Origin of the sequence: Niabella sp. (assembly GCF_030150205.1) — a bacterium.
GTDB lineage: Bacteria > Bacteroidota > Bacteroidia > Chitinophagales > Chitinophagaceae > Niabella.
In genome coordinates this window covers 144,862-163,438 of the sequence record NZ_JASLGT010000026.1, presented here as the reverse complement: position 1 = coordinate 163,438, position 18,577 = coordinate 144,862, and the positions used below count along the sequence as shown (strand labels likewise).

16 protein-coding genes and 1 tRNA gene are annotated in these 18,577 nt (G+C 46.0%); 6 read left to right on the top strand and 11 right to left on the bottom strand.

Annotation, left to right across the window (positions count from 1 at the left end; all coding sequences use genetic code 11):
- Positions 1-2 precede the first annotated feature (2 nt).
- Positions 3-1,259, top strand: a complete 1,257-nt coding sequence (locus tag Q1V85_RS20090) for a homoserine dehydrogenase (RefSeq protein ID WP_300602354.1) — start codon at positions 3-5, stop codon at positions 1,257-1,259.
- A 187-nt stretch (positions 1,260-1,446) separates the two neighbouring features.
- Here Q1V85_RS20090 and tsaD read toward each other — a convergent pair whose 3' ends face one another.
- Together tsaD and Q1V85_RS20080 are read right to left on the bottom strand one after the other, a co-directional pair.
- On the bottom strand, positions 1,447-2,490 hold the full coding sequence (tsaD, locus tag Q1V85_RS20085; RefSeq protein ID WP_300602352.1) for a tRNA (adenosine(37)-N6)-threonylcarbamoyltransferase complex transferase subunit TsaD: 1,044 nt from the start codon (positions 2,488-2,490) through the stop codon (positions 1,447-1,449).
- A gap of 267 nt (positions 2,491-2,757) precedes the next feature.
- On the bottom strand, positions 2,758-4,005 hold the full coding sequence (locus tag Q1V85_RS20080; protein ID WP_300602350.1) for an ABC transporter permease: 1,248 nt from the start codon (positions 4,003-4,005) through the stop codon (positions 2,758-2,760).
- Positions 4,006-4,417: 412 nt separating this feature from the next.
- On the opposite strand from Q1V85_RS20080, the gene Q1V85_RS20075 reads away from it, so the two are divergent.
- A complete protein-coding gene (locus Q1V85_RS20075; protein WP_300602348.1) occupies positions 4,418-4,909 on the top strand; it encodes a GNAT family N-acetyltransferase in 492 nt (163 codons plus the stop codon).
- 5 nt (positions 4,910-4,914) lie between these two features.
- Complete coding sequence (locus Q1V85_RS20070) at positions 4,915-5,412, top strand: MarR family winged helix-turn-helix transcriptional regulator (protein WP_300602346.1); 498 nt, start codon at positions 4,915-4,917, stop codon at positions 5,410-5,412.
- Between the two features lie 58 nt (positions 5,413-5,470).
- Here Q1V85_RS20070 and Q1V85_RS20065 read toward each other — a convergent pair whose 3' ends face one another.
- The 5 genes from Q1V85_RS20065 to Q1V85_RS20045 all read right to left on the bottom strand — a co-directional run bounded on the left by Q1V85_RS20065 (position 5,471) and on the right by Q1V85_RS20045 (position 10,615).
- A complete protein-coding gene (locus Q1V85_RS20065; protein ID WP_300602345.1) occupies positions 5,471-6,118 on the bottom strand; it encodes a TetR/AcrR family transcriptional regulator in 648 nt (215 codons plus the stop codon).
- Between the two features lie 473 nt (positions 6,119-6,591).
- The gene (locus Q1V85_RS20060) at positions 6,592-6,789 is read right to left on the bottom strand and encodes a hypothetical protein (RefSeq protein WP_300602344.1); all 198 of its coding nucleotides are present in this window, start codon (positions 6,787-6,789) and stop codon (positions 6,592-6,594) included.
- Positions 6,790-6,844: 55 nt separating this feature from the next.
- Positions 6,845-7,555, bottom strand: a complete 711-nt coding sequence (gene ric / locus Q1V85_RS20055; RefSeq protein WP_300602343.1) for an iron-sulfur cluster repair di-iron protein — start codon at positions 7,553-7,555, stop codon at positions 6,845-6,847.
- A gap of 329 nt (positions 7,556-7,884) precedes the next feature.
- Complete coding sequence (locus Q1V85_RS20050; protein ID WP_300602342.1) at positions 7,885-8,499, bottom strand: response regulator transcription factor; 615 nt, start codon at positions 8,497-8,499, stop codon at positions 7,885-7,887.
- A gap of 172 nt (positions 8,500-8,671) precedes the next feature.
- A complete protein-coding gene (locus Q1V85_RS20045; protein ID WP_300602341.1) occupies positions 8,672-10,615 on the bottom strand; it encodes an ATP-binding protein in 1,944 nt (647 codons plus the stop codon).
- A 505-nt stretch (positions 10,616-11,120) separates the two neighbouring features.
- Here Q1V85_RS20045 and Q1V85_RS20040 point away from each other — a divergent pair.
- A complete protein-coding gene (locus Q1V85_RS20040; RefSeq protein ID WP_300602340.1) occupies positions 11,121-12,347 on the top strand; it encodes a LamG domain-containing protein in 1,227 nt (408 codons plus the stop codon).
- A 134-nt stretch (positions 12,348-12,481) separates the two neighbouring features.
- Entirely contained in the window at positions 12,482-13,675 is a 1,194-nt protein-coding gene (locus Q1V85_RS20035) for a hypothetical protein (protein ID WP_300602339.1), read from the top strand.
- Between the two features lie 56 nt (positions 13,676-13,731).
- Here the strand turns inward: Q1V85_RS20035 and Q1V85_RS20030 are convergent, their stop codons facing one another.
- The 3 genes from Q1V85_RS20030 to Q1V85_RS20020 all read right to left on the bottom strand — a co-directional run bounded on the left by Q1V85_RS20030 (position 13,732) and on the right by Q1V85_RS20020 (position 15,251).
- Positions 13,732-13,938 carry a hypothetical protein gene (locus tag Q1V85_RS20030; protein ID WP_300602338.1) on the bottom strand — a complete coding sequence of 69 codons (207 nt, stop codon included), beginning with the start codon at positions 13,936-13,938 and terminating at the stop codon, positions 13,732-13,734.
- Positions 13,939-13,987: 49 nt separating this feature from the next.
- Positions 13,988-14,072, bottom strand: a tRNA-Ser gene (locus Q1V85_RS20025).
- Positions 14,073-14,186: 114 nt separating this feature from the next.
- Positions 14,187-15,251 (bottom strand): alpha/beta hydrolase-fold protein, encoded by a 1,065-nt coding sequence (locus Q1V85_RS20020; RefSeq protein WP_300602337.1) that lies wholly within the window; start codon positions 15,249-15,251, stop codon positions 14,187-14,189.
- Between the two features lie 312 nt (positions 15,252-15,563).
- On the opposite strand from Q1V85_RS20020, the gene Q1V85_RS25235 reads away from it, so the two are divergent.
- On the top strand, positions 15,564-15,713 hold the full coding sequence (locus Q1V85_RS25235) for a LuxR C-terminal-related transcriptional regulator (RefSeq protein ID WP_366914020.1): 150 nt from the start codon (positions 15,564-15,566) through the stop codon (positions 15,711-15,713).
- Between the two features lie 158 nt (positions 15,714-15,871).
- Here the strand turns inward: Q1V85_RS25235 and Q1V85_RS20015 are convergent, their stop codons facing one another.
- The gene (locus tag Q1V85_RS20015) at positions 15,872-18,382 is read right to left on the bottom strand and encodes a hypothetical protein (RefSeq protein WP_300602336.1); all 2,511 of its coding nucleotides are present in this window, start codon (positions 18,380-18,382) and stop codon (positions 15,872-15,874) included.
- Positions 18,383-18,577: the final 195 nt, after the last annotated feature.

The following is an 18,577-nucleotide window of genomic DNA, read 5'->3' as shown; positions in this document are numbered from 1 at the left end:
CAATGGGCGAACATAGAGAATTAGTGATCGGACTATTTGGCTTTGGTGTTGTAGGAGAAGGGCTTTATAAAGTGTTGCAACAAACACCTTCTTTAAAAGCCAGCATCAAAAAAGTCTGCATCAAGCATCCGGGGAAGAAAAGAAATGCACCCGAAGATCTGTTTACAACCGATCGCAATGAACTGTTAAACGACACCTCCATCAACCTGATCGTTGAAGTGATCGATGACTCCATTGCTGGTTTTGAAATTGTAAGCACGGCTTTAAAAAATGGCAAGGACGTCGTGAGCTCTTCCAAGAAAATGATCGCGGAAAACCTCTCGGAATTACTGGAGCTGCAGCAAAAAACCGGAAGGTCCCTGCTGTACGAATCTTCTGCCTGCGCTTCCATCCCGGTGATCCGGAACCTGGAAGAGTACTATGACAATGATCTCCTGCACAGCATCCGTGCCATCGTAAACGGTAGTACCAATTTTATCCTCACCAAGATCTTTGAAGAAAACCTGGCATTTAAAGACGCCCTGTTACTGGCACAGCAACTGGGCTTTGCAGAAAGCGATCCCACCCTGGATGTAGAAGGATATGATGCACTGAACAAATGGACCATCCTGTTGCTTCATGCCTATGGCATTGTGGCGCACCCGGACCACATCCTGTTTAACGGCATTCAGAATATTGCCAAATCAGATGCCCTGGTAGCCAAGGCGCGCGGACAACAGATCAAACTGGTGGCGCAGGCAAAAAAACTGATCAATGGCGGTGTGGGTGCCTATGTGCTTCCGCAATTTGTAAATACCGATAGCCCCCTGTCCTTTGTAAAAAATGAATACAACGGTGTGGTTATTGAAAGCGGGTTTGCAGATCAGCAGTTCTTTTATGGTAAAGGTGCCGGAAGCTTTCCTACCGCTTCAGCAGTACTGAGCGATATCTCGGCACTGCGCTATGAATACCGGTATGAGTATAAAAAATTATACCACCACAAGCCGCACCAGCTCAATGATGCCATTTACCTGAAAGTATTTGTAAGCTTTACCGACCTGGCGAATATTCCCAAAGAAGACTTTGAGTGGATCGAGGAATGGCATGCCCAGGAAAGCCGTAAATATTTATCGGGGGTAATCGCACTGCAAAAACTAAAACAACATTCCTGGTGGAAAGAGAACGGTACTTCCTTAATTGTAGAGGCCGACGGAATTATTGAAGATATTGAAGAACGGAAATTAAAGAAGAAAAGCCTGGAATTAGCAGGGCTGATATAAGTTTCAGGTTTGACGTTCAAAGTTTCAGGTTGAACTTTCGCTTTACACTCCATGCGAGCAGATAAATCGATGATCCGGGCATAATCGACTGACAACTGATCACTGAAAACTAATTCTTTTGTTTCAGGTTCCATGTTCCAGGGTTTCACGTTATGCGCGAACTATGGAACATGGAACTTTTTAACCATTAAAATCCCCGTGCCATGGATGGCACCGACAGGTCTGCAAAATCATTTTCGAGATACTTATAATAACCGGTGATGGCAATCATACCGGCGTTATCGGTGCAATATTGAAAATCCGGAATAAATGTATTCCAGCCCTTTTCCTCACCCATTTCCTTAAATGCCTTCCGCAGCCCGCTATTGGCAGATACACCACCGGCAATACAAAGATCTTTTATCCCCAGCTCTTTGGCAGCCCTGCTCAGTTTATTTAACAGGATCGAAATGATCCGGTGCTGGATAGAGGCACAAATATCCCGCAGGTTCTCATCAATAAAGCGTTGCCGTTCTGCCTCTGAGGCTGCAAACTCTTCTTTGTATACCTGTGCTGTACCGGCATTTCTCAGGAAATAAAGGATCGCCGTTTTAAGTCCGCTAAAACTAAAATTATAACCGGGTATCCTGGGTTCAGGAAATTGAAACCGGTCTGGGTTTCCCTCCTTTGCATATTTATCCACCAGTGGTCCGCCCGGGTAAGGCAATCCCAGCATTTTTGCGGCCTTATCAAAAGCTTCCCCTGCCGCATCATCAATGGTTTCGCCGATAATTTCCAGCCGGGTAGGCGAAACACATTTTACGATCTGGGTATGTCCGCCGCTCACCGTCAAACACAGAAATGGGAACGAGGGTTTATCCGCGGGTATTAAATTCGCCAGCACATGCGCCTGCATATGATTCACCGCTATCAGCGGCTTGTTCAATGCCAGTGACAGCGATTTTGCAAACTGTCCGCCCACCAGCAAACTCCCGATCAATCCGGGTGCCTGCGTAAACGCGATCGCATTCATATCCTCCAGCTTCAACCCGCTTTGCTTTAATGCCACATCCACCACGGGAACGATATGCTGCATATGCGCCCGCGATGCCAGTTCCGGCACCACACCCCCATGTTCTGCATGCACCGCCTGTGTAGCGATCCGGTTCGATAAAATTTCCCCGCCGCTGCAAACCGCCGCAGATGTTTCATCACAACTCGATTCAATTGCCAGTATATTTATCTTGCTCATTATTTTAATTTATTCAGCGCCCCGCCTCTTAACTATTGACTATTGCCCATTCACCATTCAATGCCATTTCCTTAAGCAATTTTATGGTTGCGCAGATACGCTGATCACGCCTTCGGCGCTTTTCTGCGACATTGTTGTAGTTAAAGCCTGTACCAAATCTGCACATCTGCGACTTTAAGAAAACGACCCTGATTCACCATTGACTATTCACTATTGCCTACTCCCTATTCCCTATTCACTATTGCCTATTCACTACTACCCACTCCCTCAACTCCGGATGGCCACCACCGGGTTCATTTTTGCCGCCTGTATCGCCGGAACAATACCCGCAATCACCCCAACGATCACACAGATCAAAAAGGTCCATACCATATTACCAACGGATATAAATACCGGGAAATCGAGGGCCTTACTCAGGATCTGCGCCAGCAGGTATACCAGGAATAAGCCAATCAATCCGCCCAGCATGCAAAGAAAAGCCGACTCCAGCAGGAACTCCGTAAGAATGATCTGCCGCTTGGCGCCCAGGGCTTTTTTCAAACCGATCTGCGAAGTGCGTTCCTTTACGGTTACAAACATAATATTGGCTACACCAAACAATCCCACAATCAAACTAATCCCTCCAATTACAGCTCCTCCTATATTTAATCCCGCAAAGGCCTCTTCCACCTGGCTGCCGATATCATTGATATCATTTAATGCAAAATTATCATCCTGCTTCGGGCTCAGCTTGTGAAGGCTCCGCATGGTTACCATCAGTTCATCCTTTAGCCCCTTACTGGTGATCTGCTCCCGGCCCTGCACCATGATCACCGGATCGGTCTTTTCCTCGTTGTAGATCGTACGTCCGAACAAAAATGGAAGGATCACGCTCTGATCAAAGCCCCAGCCACCGATCATCTGCTTTCCCTGTTTTTCAATGACACCTGCTACCAGGATCTTCCGTCCGGCTATGGAGATCATTTTATTTACCGCCAGCTCCGGCTCATTAAATAACTTTTCAGCAATCTCATTTCCAATCACCGCCACATTGGTGCCGTAGTTAAATTCCGCATCGGAAATAAAACGGCCAAAACCCATAGTCAGCGGCTGTATCTTGATGTACTCTTCGCTAACACTGTATACGTTTACACCGTTTAGCAGGTATCCCGAAAACTCTACGTTTCCCCTTCCCTGGAGCGCAAAGGCCACATAGCGGGCATTGGGTGTGCGCTCTTTTATTGGCTTTACCTCATCATAACGGGGCACCGGCCGGTTCACATATTTCCACCAGGGATAATCGGGCCCGCCTCCATAATCCCATTTATCTACATAGATCGTATTGGAGCCCAGGGTTTTTATTTCATTCTGTATGTTTTGCTGCAGGCTGTTTACCGTGGCCAATACGCCGATGATACAGAAGATCCCGATGGTAATGCCAAAAAGCGACAGGAAGGTGCGCAGCTTATTCTTCCATAGCTCCTGCATGGCCATGCGAAAACTACTGCTTATAATTTCCAGTGAGCGCCTTAACATAGGTACAAATATAACCACGTTTTTATTGCCTTTTGCAACGGAACAGTCTGGGCAGGCATTTACCTCCGGATTAACCCCTTAGAATATACGATCATTAAAACCCAGCCATCCATATACGGGTCATACTCCTGCCATCGATTCATCGGCACACACGGCTATGTTCTGCTAAAATAATATAAATTTTTAATTAAGTAGCTAAATACGTAGTTAACTACATATATTTGCTATTTAATCATTGATGTGGTTTCCCTAAAGCCGCAGATCACGCCCGGGATGTGACAAGTTGCGCAGATCTGGCACCGGCTTTAACCATGCTTAAAATACTGCAGGAAGGCACCGCAGGCACAATCAGCGTATGCGGCATTATAAAAATCGCTGAGGGAAGCGGCATTGATCTAACAATACAGAGACTATGTTTACCATCCGGGAGCTCAGCAACGCTTATAGCGGGCAGGTCATCGACCTGATTTTAACCATTCAGCAACTAGAATTTAATGTGCCGGTTACGCTGGAAAGCCAGCCCGACCTGCAAAACATTGATGCCTTTTATATAAAGCCCGGCGGAAATTTCTGGGGTGCTTTTGCAGACGACATCCTCATCGGCACCATTGCCCTGATCCGCACACCCGAACAAACCGGGGTAATCCGGAAAATGTTTGTAAAAAAAGAATACCGGGGAACGCAACCAGGTGTAGCGCATGAACTGCTGCACACCCTGATCCGGTATTGCCGGCAACAACAGGTTGAAACGTTGTACCTGGGCACGGTTGACCTGCTGAAGGCGGCCATGCGGTTTTATGAAAAACAGGGTTTCACCGAAATCGCGGAAACAGCCCTGCCCTCCTTTTTCCCGAAAATGCCGGTTGATAACCGGTTCTATTCCCTTTCACTCACAAATCAGTAAAAGCCATGGATATCATTGATGAAGCCGGCATACTGGCGCTGGCCACCCGGTTACAGCGGCTGAGTGAGCGCATCCGCAAACAGGGACATGAAGTATACCGGGCCTGTGGCATCGACTTTGATCCCAAGTGGTTTCCGGTGATCTATGCCCTGCATAAAAAGAACACATTGGGTGTGATGGAGCTGGCGGCGGAAATTGGATATACCCACCCTTCTACCATCAGTCTTTTAAAAGAGCTGGAGAAAAAAAAACTGATTCGCTCAAAAAAACATCCCGGTGATGAGCGGAAACGCCTGCTGACGCTTTCGCCCCAGGGGCAGGCCCTGGTAGCAAACATACAGCCGGTATGGGAATGGCTGGTGCAGGCCATTACACAAATAACGGATACCCGGAACAACCTGTTTAAATCGATTGCGGAAGTAGAACAACGCCTGGGGCAAACAGCGCTGACCGATGCGGCGTTACAGCTGAAACAAAAAGAAACGGGGAACCCGGTCGTATAAACGATCAATCTTCTTTTACGGTAAGGTTACAGGCCTGCAGCATGGGTTGCCGGCTTATTTATTCCGGATACACGCCTGCTTCCTGGTAACACCAGTTAATGATCTGCTCTATAGCGTTAAAAAGCTGTTCCCTTCCTTTTTTATTAGTGGCATCAATACCACAAATGGTATTGGCGTTATAACGGGAATGCAGGATGATATAGTAAATGGCCGACACCAGCAAGGCATTCACCGCCCGGAAGTTTACAGCCGTACCTTTAAAGTAGTGATCCGCTAATTTGAACAGCTGTTCGCCGAAGCGTTCCCGCTCGTCCAGGATGTTCTGTAACAACGGGTTCTTTTCACTCAGCTCCCAAAGAATGATATGCTGCATCTCCGGCGAATGCTCCAGGAATGTAAACTGCCCTTTTAAGATCTCCACTACTTTAGCTGCGGGCATATCCGTAAGCGGCTCCTGGTCCGTTACCAGTTCCGTGCGCTTCCAGAAATCATTTTCCTTCAGATACGCATCGATCAGCCCCCGCAGACTTCCAAAATAATTATAGATCAGTTTTTTGTCCAATTTTGCATGAGCCGCAATATGATTCGCCGTTAGTGCTTTGTAGCCATCCTTCTGAAGAATCGCTCCCACCGAATGCAACAATTTCTGCATGGATTTTTGCTTATCCCGCCTGGGCTCCTGGGTATTTCTTTGTTTCGCTTTCATAGCAACCGCTTTCAAAGGTTCTGTTTTTTAGAAAATCAAACGCAACACTCCGCCATTAGATGTATTAGAAATATTTTCAAAAAATATTAAATATTTATAAAAAATTCACGTTGCATCTGAACACTGCATACGTATTTGACGTAATAAGGTATATTTCTTCTATTATTCCAAATAGCTTAATCGTTACAAGTCACCAACCGTTGACTTATTACGATTAAAGGTATACCTTTGCTGCATTCAAAACTGCAGATGCTGTAAAAAAATCTTTACCGGCGTCTGTTTTTTTAAATTTCCGAATGTGCCGTTGCTAGTTTAAACCGGCCAACTAAGATGCTTTGAGGCGGAATGGTAACTACAGGTTGATTATAATGGATATGCTCTTTTGCTTAGTATGTCCATTTTTTTTGCACCATCCCCACCAGCTGTGATATAAACAATTTCCCGGCTTCAACCAGTAACAAGATAGGGCGTGGTTATAAGTGCCGGACCGGTACATTGCAGATGACCGCCCCTCCCACTAAAGGCAAAAAATGCGCGTACGCCAGGTACTTTTGCTGCAGGTACGGAAAATCAAATGCGATCTTATAACGCATCAGTGTACCATATAAGGCTACGAGCGCAAGATTCAACAAGCCCCACTGTAACCACGTCTTCGATATGCAGTCCTCCATCGATGCATCATAATAAGGTTCATGACCCAAGATCTTATTCCTGCCTCCTGTGTTTTTAATGGTTCCGCTCCTCTTCCATTTTAACGGCTTTTGGAAACAGGATATTATTCTCCAGGTGCACATGCAGATGCAGATCTTCCTCAAACTCTTTCAGCAGGGAAAAAGTGACCCGGTAAGTATTGCAGGCATCTTCGGGAGGAGTATAGTTACCGGTAAGTACTGCAATTTTTTCAAAACGCTCGCCCTCCTGATTGTGTTCATACATCATCACACTGATGGGATCCGCTACTGTTCGAAAAGATGGGCGGGCAGTTCCGTTTGCCGCCATATTCCGGATATACGGGAACAGCACCGTTTCTTCCTTGTGCATATGCTCCGACAGTTCAGCTGCACTATCCCTGAACAATGCTTCCACCTTTTTCAATTCAGGATGCCGGTCTCCGTGCACCGTGGTTACTTTTTCAAGGAATGGCGTAATCTCAGCGATTTTTGCCGTTACATAGCGGTGATGCTTTTTTTCAATATAATCTGCCAGTAAATCAGCCGGCCAGTTATTATACGCCAGCGTACCGGTATCCGACTGATTGCAGGCCTGCTCCAGCGCATTGATCAGGAGCTGTGGCTCCGCCCTTTTTTTTGCGCAGGCTTCCGCAATGGTACGGTTGCCATTACAGCAGAAATCGATACCATATGCTTTAAAAACAGCAGCAGTCCGGTAATCTTCGGCTACTAACGCTCCTATAACGGTTTGTTCATGAATATCCATACTATTTTTAATTTGCCGGTTAAGTTCCAGGCAAAAGCGGATCTTCCGCTACACTCCGGAACAGCGGTTACAGATATAAACACCTTTTATCCTTTATTAATCTGCAACCTGCCGCCATTACCGATCCTACTCCGCCCCTGAAGTATTCGTAAATCCGCACAAAGATACGAGGAAAAGCAAATAAAAGACTTTTTCATCTTTTATTATCGCCGGTACGTCCTCCTGATACACACCTGAAAAAAAATGCCGGGCAGGAACAGATCCCGGAGCATGCCCATTCCGCAGGCCGAATCACATCAGGAATAACATCCAGGAACGCTTTAACAGCCTTATACCATCCCCTGGCGAATGGCCTTGCTGATCAGAATAGCGGTGTTCTTTGCATCAAATTTTTCAAGCAGGCTTTTACGGTGTGTGTTTACCGTGGGAACACTGATAAAAAGCTGTTCAGATATTTCTGCATTGGTAAGCCCTTTAGCAATCAGCAATAACACTTCTTTTTCGCGCCTTGTGATCAGGGGAAGAACCTGGTCGTTGTCTTTTAACGAAGCGGCTGCTTCCTGGCTGAAATAGGTTTTACCTGCCAGCACCAGCTGAATGGCCTCCAGCAGCTCCGCTTTATCTGCGTTTTTTAACAGGTAGCCCGAAGCACCGTTATCCATCATATTGCGGATCACCGCCTGCTGATTAAATGTGCTGAGTCCCAGCACAAAAACAGCTGGAAATAATTGCTTTACTTCCCTGCACAGGTCGGTGCCGCTCTTATCCGGCAGGCTGATGTCCATCAATAATACATCCGGCTGCTGTTGTTTCAGAAAACTAAGGCAGGAGGCGGCATTGGTCGCGTGCCCCATCCAATCAATATCTTTTTCATGTTGCAGTAAAGAGCGGATGCCCTCAATTACCATGTAATGATCATCTACTATAAATACGCTCGCTTTCATATTTGTTTGGTTTTACCACAAAGATTCTGTGTTATGGTCACTGTTCAAACCGTTCGGAACACAGAAACTCCGTTTTTTTTATACGACTGCCACAACCCCTCCGATCAGGACTTCCGCTGTTTTAACTTAAAAAAGCACAAGACCCTCTGTGCTTCAGTGCCTCCGTGGCCAATCAGATACCGGCCTCAATGAAAACAGAAGTGCCCCTGCCTGGTTCTGAATGCACATCTATTTTTCCTTTCAGAAAATCAACCCTGTTTTGAATATTGCTCCAACCCATGCCCTCAGCAGTGGTAAGCTGGCTTTTATCAAATCCTTTACCGTCATCCTCTACCGTTACCGTTAACCGTTTTTCGGGCTCAGATATATGTAACTGCACCAGCATATTTTGCGCATGGGCATGTTTGATGGCATTATTCACCAGCTCCTGTATAATACGGTAAATGGTAACCGCAACCGTTTGATCAACAGCGGCATCACCAGCCCCCACCGACTGATAGCTGATCTGTACGGCGCTGCTCCGGTCGATTTCATTACAGAATTCCTGCAATGCCACATTCAACCCATATTTTACCAGTACCTCAGGCATCATATTATGCGCCACACGGCGCATTTCCCGGATGCTGCTATCCAGCATATCAATACTGCGCTCAAACGCCTGCGCATTGTCGGGTGTCAAAATTAAATTTCCTTTCATATTGCTTAGAGAATATTTAACGCCGCTCAGCATGCCCCCTAGCCCGTCGTGCAGGTCTTTGGCCAGGCGGGTACGCTCCCGTTCCTCACCTTTCAGTACGGCTTCCATGGCGTCCAGCTGCTTTTCTTTTTCAAGCTCATCAATCCGGGCCCGCTGCAATTTCTGCTTGTGCCGGTAGCTCCTGTAGCCAAGCAAACCAATAAGAATGGCCGACAGGGCCGCGATCCCAAACAAATAATTGAGCGTGTTTTTTTGCTTTAGCGCTGTCTGCTGTAATTTTATCTGGGATTCCTTTTTCTCCAGTTCAAAACGCTTTTCAGTGCGCACGATTTCATTTTGCACATCTTCACCAACAAGGCTGTCCTGCAACAATGTTACCTGCCGCAGCACTTCTTCCCCATCCTCCAGCCGCTGCATAGCAATGAATATGCTGCTTAGCGTTTCCAATCCCTTTACTTTATCGTTTCTCAGGTTATGCTCATTGCAAATGGCAAGCGACTGATCGATAAACTTTTTTGCTTCTGCGTAATTTCTTTTAAAATAATAATAGAGCGATAAGGCCCGGTAGGCCACAACGGTAGTTCCCGGCACATCCCCATCTTTAGTAAGCGCAAGCACCCGGTCGATATACGGCTTCATACCGTCAAAATCATTTTTGTGCATGTAAGCGGTTACGATGCCCAATAAGGCGGCCTCCTGTAAATCATGATAGTTGGCAGCCTCTGCCTTTTGAAGTGCCTCCCTGTATAATGCCAGGGATTTTTCATGACCATTGACCGATTCGTAATTATTGCCCAGGTTTAACAGGGCAATCCCTAAACTAACAGGATCATTTCCCGTACGGAAATAGCCAACTGCTTCTTCACCTGCATTGATGGCCTCTTTGTTCCGTTTAAGATTCATGTAGAGGTTTTGCAATACATCGGAAAGCTTTGCCAGCAGCATTTTATCACCCGTTTGTAAAATATACGGCCTTGCCTTTTCTATATACAATGCGGCGCTGTCGTAGATGCCCGTATATTGAAAAGCAATACCGGTATTGGCATAACATTTTCCTAACAGCAAGGGGTCATTCATGGTTTTGGCCAGTTCAACAGAACGCTTATTCAGCAAAACGGACGAGTCGAAGGCTCCTTCCAGGTTCAAGATCTGTCCATAATTGGTAATAAATTTTATAAGGCCTTTTTTATATCCTAAACGTTCACTTAGCACCCGGGCCTTATGATAATACAGCTTTGCTGTTTTATGATCATCCATTTCATATTGATTGCCGATATCGATATAAAGCTGCACTTTTGCAGTATCATCTTTTGCCACGGGCAGCAGTTTCAGCAAGCTGTCTTTATCCGGTGTTTGTCCGTTACCGGAGATGCAGATACATAACAGGCACAGCGTTCGTAAAATCAATTGCTTCATCATTCGTTACAGGTTTAATATGTTCAGAAGGCTGTCCTTCTTCGTTTTCTGCTGTGTATGTATCAGGAACTAAAATAGGCAGACACAGCAGAACAGCAGCATTTTTTGCAGCCGGTCACCATCATCGCAAATTAAGCACTGGCCTTACCATTCCTCCTCCTCCTTTTTAATGATTTTCCGGATGCACGGGTCCAAAAAATCATCTTTTTTAATGATTTACCTGCCCCCGGTACCGGTCTATTTTTACACCTGGTATTAAAGCTATAAAAATTAACTACAAATCTTCAGAAATGAACCCGGCATTTTCAAAACGGCTGTTTCCTGCAGCTATTCGGTATCCTGTTATCCGTCTGCATTGTCGGTTTCCCGTTCAGGACATGAAACGATGGCCGTCAAACCACGCCAAAAGCACAAAAGCTCTATCAGGAAATCATCTTTTTTAATAATTATGCGGCAGCCTGTATAAAAGCTGCGTTTATATCCAAACAAGCCCCTTAAAAACAAACAAATGAAGCCTCCTTTCGATTTCTTCACCAAACCGTTCATCACAGCATATCAAAGCCGTTATAAGATGATAAAATATATGCTCTTTTTGACTTCGCTGACGCTATCCGCACAATCGTCCATGGCACAATCGATCAACGACAGCCTATTGCTTTATTTACCATTCAACGGCAATGCCGCTGATGCAAGTGGCCACAATAATAACGGCGTTGTGCACAATGCTACCCTTACTGCAGACCGGTTCGGGAATGCGAATTCAGCCTACAATTTTAACGGCACTAATTCCTATATTGAGATAGCATCCAGTGCTTCTCTTTCTAAAATCTACACGTCCAACGAAGTAACCATTGCGGCCTGGATCAATATCCGGAACTGGTATAATAACTGGAACGTATTTGCTGTTTTTGAACAATATGATCCATCGACAGACTGGGGTTCGGTGCTGTTGGAAGCCAACTGGGCATCGGGAGGTATTTTATTTGAGTCGGGCTACAACACCAATTATATCGGTTGTGATTATACCTGGCAGTTCAACCAGTGGCATCACCTGGCAGTAACGTACAGCAAGCTCACAGATATCACTAAATTTTATGTAGATGGCAACCTGGTTGGAGCCAAAGCTTACCACGAAGCCTTCAGTTTGGACAATGTAAATTCCTATTCCATTGGGCGCAGCTTAAGCGGGCCCGATGAATACAGCGATGGCATCATAGACGAAGTCCGCATTTACAACCGTGCCTTAAAGGAAAGCGAATTAATGACATTGCCTGTTGTTACAGAAGGCCCGTTGCCCGTAACCTTTGGAAGCATTACAGCAGCCATCACAGGCAATATGTTGCTGGTACAGTTTACCAGTCTTTCGGAAAACAACAACGACCGCTATATCATTGAAGCATCCCGGGATGGCAAACAGTTTAAAGAAATAGGGACATTGAAATCTTCCGGGGGCAGTTCCAATACACCCATACAATACAGTTTTCACCTTGACCTGCACAATCTGGCATTCGCCGGCTTTAGCCTGTTGGCGATCCTGCTATTACCACTGCATAATAAACGCCGCCACCAGCTCGTAGCTGCCGCTTTGGTAAGTGCGGCTGTGCTGATTTCCTGTACCAGGACCTCAGTTGAAATACAATCGAATGCCCCGGGAAACATGTATATACGAATAGCACAGGAAGACAAGGACGGAACAAAAAGCTACAGTAAAATCATACAGGCTGCCAGAAATTAAAAAATCATCTTTTTTAATAATACCCATCGCATACAGTACAAGTTATTTTTACTTGCAGGCCCACCCAGGGCCCATTCAAAGGGTCCCTGGCGTAACATTTATCCATCAATTCATAAAAATAAAAAATCATACACATGAAAAAGACATTTTACCCGTTGTTATTTGCGGGTCTGCTTCTGGGGCAAACTTCCTGCAAAAAGAACGCGTTAACAGATGCAAATGAAACTGCGCTCCCTCCGGATAAGCTGGCGGTTACGAAAAGCCTTTTTATATCGAAGACAGATTCAACCCGGTACCCAACCATCTTCTTCAATCCATCCCTTGAAGCCATGCAGGTTTCAGCAAAAGCCGATCAGGAGGCATTGGTAAAAAAGATATCGGAAATCGTTGCACCGGTAACAGAGAACCTGCGTATACTTATGGAAGCGGAACCGGATATGTACAAAGGATACCAGGCCGCTATAAAGGCTGTTGCAGATGCGAAAACAACCGATGAAAAACGGTCGAAAGCCGCATACCTGTCAAAAGCCTATTATCCGTTTATCAAAAAGATCTGGACGGAGGCGAAAGTGAATGAGCTCAGCTACCAGGAAAAAATAAAAACACTGTTTCCCTCAGACCAACGGGGACTGATTAAATTCGAGGAATTTCTGCGGTTTCAGCTGGCGGTACAAACACCGGTTCAGCCTTATTCGCCCGGTGGTGACAATCAGCCATCAGATCCAGCGCCACCAGTGTCCAAGCCGGATGATCCCAATCCTTTTTTATGCGTAAGTGATATTCCAACATCGTTTTTTCTCTTCGACAACTACAAATCCGGCATCGGTACGGGATCGCATCACAGCGATCGCAATACGACCAATCTCGGCAATCCGCATAGTGGCATTGATACAAAAACCGATACACAGGGCCCCTGGGGTTCACGTTCTGAAATAGGCATTACAATCGACTCTTTTCGTATACCCGGCAGGTTCCCGCTCGATTCCCGGCGTTTGCAGAGCACCCTCGTATATGACTGGGGCGGTTCGGCTTATACCACTTCTGTTTTGGGCACTTCAGTGGCCAGTTATTACGAAACACCTTTTTTTGCCGACCAGTTACAGAACTGGCGCAGTTCAAGGACGATCTGCTCCCCGGTAACCTTTGTGATGTTTTCCTATTTAAGCGAAGACGCTTCCTTTACCGCTCCCCTTAGCACCAAACAGGCCGGCAAGGTAATGGTTTTTGGATATGGCACGGCCAACCTGAGCTCCGCCTCCGGAATCGCCTTTGCGGGTGCTACCAGCTATGCCGAAACCCTCAACTGGCGTGTTTGCGAAATGCCATGATGGGCAACCCGTACTTCATGACAGCGTTTGAAAAAATAAGCCGCTGCAAAAGCTGTTTATTCAATGCCTGGTTCCGGATAGCACTGGCGCCTGAACAGGAAAACCCATCTCTTTTCATCGACGATATAAGACTGAAAAAAAGTACTTTCTTTGAGGTGTAAAAGCGCAGGCCTGGAAACAGCGATCCCTAAAGTTTGTTTATAGCTGACTGTCTTGCTGTCTGTACGTTCTTGCTCAACCGGTGAGCCGTATTCGTTAGCCATTCTATCTAAAAATAAAAAAGCGCTGAAAACAGCGCTTTTTTATTTTCGGCGGAGAGAGAGGGATTCGAACCCCCGGACCTGTTACAGTCAACGGTTTTCAAGACCGCCGCATTCGACCGCTCTGCCATCTCTCCGCGGCAAAAGTAAGGGTTGGCAGTTTGATGACAAAAAAATGTTATTGATTTTTTTTGCCGGCATGAGGTACCTGAACATCTATCCCATCCGGTTTTTGAAAATCTTTAAAGATATCACCGTTTGCTGGTGATCTTTCTGATCATATGCTTCCCATGCTGGTTTCCGGGATTTAGCTGTACTGATTTCCGGTAGTTTTCCAGGGCGCGTTTCATATCTCCCGTTAAATAGTACGCTTCGCCCAGGCTGTCATAAGCGTTTGACGAGCCAGGATGGTTTTTGACGTTCTGTGCAAATATTTCTATGGCCTGATCCATATGGCCTCCGTTGAGTCGCTGATAGCCACATTCATTCATAAAATCTTCAGAAGGTTGTATGGTATATCCATATTGAATCGAAAGACGTGCGAAATGCGATGCTATATCCTGGTAAGATTTTACGGAAGCTGTGTCCTGCGGGTTCATAAACCAGTCTGCAAAAATAAACCGCAGCCCGTCATACATGCTTTTATATCCCACAGAAAAATGGTCTTCGTCCATATACCTGTTATATTGCCATTTAAGGGATTGGGGGGCGAACTGGTTTAGTTGGGTAACAAGGGAGTCGGCGGCCAGCTTACCGCCCGGTTCATTGCCCAGTGACAGGGACAGGTAGCCCTTGAGTTGTGAATGCGCTCTGAGGAAACCGGACAACCGGCCAAGGATTTCCATATTTCCGCCATAAATCGCGGGGCTGATCACGATCTCCGATTGAAAAAGGCCGGGGTCCGCTTCTTTGCAGTAAACGGCAAACAGTCCACCCAGGGAGTGCCCGGAGAGCACACGGTAAGGATGGGTTCTGTAATGCTTATCGATGTAGGGGATGAGCTCATTTTTTATAAAGTCCAGGAAATTTTTTCCACCTCCGGTCGTTGCCAGGCTGCTGTCGATCTTGCCGTCGAAGAGCAACGAATGTATCGGCGTGAAGTCTTTCTTACGATCGGTGTTTACTATGCCAACAATGATCATCTGGGGAATGCGATAGCGGTCCGATAAAAAACGCTCAAGTTCCGTTACATAGGCGAAGTTCTGATCAGGATCCAATAAATACAGTACCGGGTATTTTTCACCGGATGATGCATAGTTTACGGGGGTATAGATCCATAATGACCGTTGCTCATCCAGGATTTTTGATGTGATCACTACCTTCTTTTGATTCCTCTGGGGAAGCTCATCATCCTGGGCCTGCACCGGTTTCGATACATGAATCAAAACGAATGTAATGATCAGCCCGTGGAGCAATCTACAAAAATTCCGTTTGCAATACCTGTAACCGGCGGTCGCAAAGTAATTTTCAACCATGTCATATGCATTTCAGGTAAAAATACTAAAGCTATCTGAAACTGCATGTGCGCCCGGAGTGGATAGGGGCAAATAACGATGCCCCCTTAATCCCGTTCCGTTCCATTTTATAAAAATACCGCTATCCGGCAAAAAGCGCCGATTTCGGCACTGTTGTGCAAGCAAACAACCACTAAAGAGATCGGTCATTATCTGACCCTTTCAGAACGTACCATAGAACAATACAGAAACAATATTATGCGTAAATTAAATATCAGAACACGCGCAGGCATTATCAGGTTGGGTTGGGATGATATTACTTGATGCACTTTAGCTGAAAAACCTGATGCGTTCCGGATACAGTTCAACTGATTCCTCAGGCAAAGCCATATAACATGTGAAATGAAAACGGGGTGTAAAGAATTACCCCCCGTTTTACATTGGCCAATGCTGCCAAATGTAGCTATCGCTCGTTTAAAAATTTAATCTTTGATCACTTTTACTATTTTACTAAACGACTGCGTGCCATCCACATCAACCTGTACGATCCTTAAGAAAAACTCCCCGCTATTAGCCTGGTCTGCAGACACCTTTTTACAACCTGCAATAAAAAGTGTACTGCCGGCAATCATTGCTAAAACAAACAGTACTTTGCCTTTCCGTTTAAAGTGAAGCGTCAGGCAACCCAGCGCAAGGATACCGATGCCCAAAATGGCAGTACTGCCTGATAAGTCCATTTCATATTTATAGTCGGTTGTACCCGTGGATATACCGTTAGGCGCGCTGCTTTTTACGGTTCCTATTTTGGTAAAATTGGTACCGTCCTTAGAAATCTCAACATCAAAATGATCATTATTGGTTTCACTCATCGTACTCCAGTTCACAACAAGCTTTCCATTGGTGATCTTAGCTGAAACGGCGCCGAATGTAACTGGCAGCACCAACGGGTCATTGCTGATCCCAAAGTTTATATTTGCAACCGTGCTATTGTTTGCAGCAGCGTTCAGATCTCCCACACTGATTTTTCCGCTGCGGTTGGCAGGATCCGCCGTGTTACTGGTACCTTTGTTGGTTCCGGTATAACCATAACCGTTAGCGGGGCTATCAGCACTTTGAAGCGGCACGCCCTGTTGCCTGCTATTGTTGGTTAACACCACCGAATACGTTCCGGTTTCCGTAAGCAGGGATTTACTTACGATAAACGTATACGTGCCATCTGCATTAATTTTTACGGAGGCGATAACAGCGCCATCCGGTCCAACCAGGTTCGCCCACATATTATTGGAAACACCATTTTCACCGGCTTCCGTTTTGGCATTGCCATTATTATCGTCCCATACCTTTCCGCTGATGGTTACAATTGGAGTGCAGGTTGTCACATTAAACGTGCGTACTACTTCAACCGGCTTCGGACAGCCTGGGTTGGTAACCGTATAACTTACCGTCACCAATCCGTTGCCAGTGAAACTTAAAATACTATCGGCCAGGGTTGCAAAACCTGCCCCGGATTTTATGGCAAGCGTACCTCCGGCAGGTGAAGGCAATAGTTTTACTGATGTACCACGGCAATATTCACCATTGCTGTTAACAGAAGGGGCATTCGCCAGGTTTATTTCCGGCAAATTTGTCTGTTGAGCACCGCACACCTTAAGACCATTGGTTGCATAGCTATAGTTAACTTGAACTGCGCTAACGCTGGTTCCATCACCCATACTGCCACTTACTTTATGGCCTACATATCCAAAATTTGCCTGGCACTGGTTAAGGACCAGTGTGGTATGTCCGCCGGTTTCCACTACCGTAATCCCCCCTCCTGCAAGATCAGCAGGTTCGCCCGGATTGTTGGCTCCATTTGACCGCCCCAGGTTACCACTTTCCTGGAATCCCCAGGCAAACACGCGGTTATTATCACCGGAAATCACATTGATACCCGGATAGGTTGGATCATGTTCATTCGGTGAAATCCAAACAATATTGTCCATTGGGGCTCCTGCAACATTTGCATTTGCGGTACTTGGATAAGAAGGTCTCACCCAGGTGCCGTTGCTGGTGGTTGTAAAATTTCCTTTCTGCCGGTTCGCATTGTCCCCGGTGGAAAATAGTTTACCATTCTGGTACAGTACATAATAAGTGATTGCGGGGCCAGTATCATCAGCCGTTGCTCCAATCATTTTTATAGGGCCATCTGTTGTGCTGGGCGCCTGCATCAGCGTAGCCCGCGTTTTTGCGGCGGCTGCCGACTCTCCGGTTCCTAACCAGGTTCTGTTACCCCAGGTATAAATTTCCCCGGTGCTGGTAAGTGCTATAAGCGCGCCCCAGGCTCCACGGGTGGCAACCACATTCGTTAGTGGAGTGCCATCGGTTTTTAGAACGCGTGCCCAGGTCGTATTCCAGTTGGCGGGCGTTCCCGTAGTTCCATCCCCGCGCATGGCTCCGGTATGATTGGTAAGCACCCAAACATTTCCACTGCAGGTAGTAATGGCCAGCGTTTGATAGGTAGCAAACAGCATCTTTACATCTGAAGGCGAAACTCCGGCGGGTAGTCCGAGGTTCACTTTTCCAAACTTACTATCACTTTTTACAGCGTTGGGAATGACCCCACCCGGATCTCCCCAGGCCCATAACCCATCGGTTGTCAATAAAACATTCTGAAAGGCGTTGATATAGGAACTTCCTATTGAAGCCTTTAAAGGTGTGCCGGTAAGGCCGGGAAAATTAACGCTGTTAATAGGGGTTGGAGACAGGAGATCCCCGGTACCATTTGCTGCGGTTTTTTGTCCCCATATTTTAAGATCTCCGGATGCATCCCGGACTACACTCTGGTGAAAAGCCGATACAAAGTTATCGTATTCTAAATTGGATGCAACAGAAGAGTTAACACCAAAATTACTGTAGTCCTGGCAACCACTGGTGCCATAGCAAGCCTGCCCATAAGAATAAGTGGCAGACCAAATACTAATGAATGCCAATAAGGCGATTTTTGCTGTACGCATTGTTATCATGTGATTTTAGTTTTGAGATAAATAAAAAACGGGTAAACAACTGATTATTCTTTGAGGTTTATGATTCTTTAGCTTAATGCCAGGCGTTGCTTTGTCTTGAATCCGACATTTGATTTTGAGGATAAACGTTGACTTTAATTGATGGATAGAGGTTTCTCATAATTATTCTCATAAGTATTTTGCACT

Excerpts from the sequence above, each read along its gene's own strand:
- Q1V85_RS20090 (WP_300602354.1), top strand. The coding sequence starts at position 3 with ATGGGCGAACATAGAGAATTAGTGATCGGACTATTTGGCTTTGGTGTT.
- tsaD (WP_300602352.1), bottom strand. The coding sequence starts at position 2,490 with ATGAGCAAGATAAATATACTGGCAATTGAATCGAGTTGTGATGAAACA.
- Q1V85_RS20080 (WP_300602350.1), bottom strand. The coding sequence starts at position 4,005 with ATGTTAAGGCGCTCACTGGAAATTATAAGCAGTAGTTTTCGCATGGCC.
- Q1V85_RS20075 (WP_300602348.1), top strand. The coding sequence starts at position 4,418 with ATGTTTACCATCCGGGAGCTCAGCAACGCTTATAGCGGGCAGGTCATC.
- Q1V85_RS20070 (WP_300602346.1), top strand. The coding sequence starts at position 4,915 with ATGGATATCATTGATGAAGCCGGCATACTGGCGCTGGCCACCCGGTTA.
- Q1V85_RS20065 (WP_300602345.1), bottom strand. The coding sequence starts at position 6,118 with ATGAAAGCGAAACAAAGAAATACCCAGGAGCCCAGGCGGGATAAGCAA.
- Q1V85_RS20060 (WP_300602344.1), bottom strand. The coding sequence starts at position 6,789 with ATGGAGGACTGCATATCGAAGACGTGGTTACAGTGGGGCTTGTTGAAT.
- ric (WP_300602343.1), bottom strand. The coding sequence starts at position 7,555 with ATGGATATTCATGAACAAACCGTTATAGGAGCGTTAGTAGCCGAAGAT.
- Q1V85_RS20050 (WP_300602342.1), bottom strand. The coding sequence starts at position 8,499 with ATGAAAGCGAGCGTATTTATAGTAGATGATCATTACATGGTAATTGAG.
- Q1V85_RS20045 (WP_300602341.1), bottom strand. The coding sequence starts at position 10,615 with ATGATGAAGCAATTGATTTTACGAACGCTGTGCCTGTTATGTATCTGC.
- Q1V85_RS20040 (WP_300602340.1), top strand. The coding sequence starts at position 11,121 with ATGAAGCCTCCTTTCGATTTCTTCACCAAACCGTTCATCACAGCATAT.
- Q1V85_RS20035 (WP_300602339.1), top strand. The coding sequence starts at position 12,482 with ATGAAAAAGACATTTTACCCGTTGTTATTTGCGGGTCTGCTTCTGGGG.
- Q1V85_RS20030 (WP_300602338.1), bottom strand. The coding sequence starts at position 13,938 with ATGGCTAACGAATACGGCTCACCGGTTGAGCAAGAACGTACAGACAGC.
- Q1V85_RS20015 (WP_300602336.1), bottom strand. The coding sequence starts at position 18,382 with ATGCGTACAGCAAAAATCGCCTTATTGGCATTCATTAGTATTTGGTCT.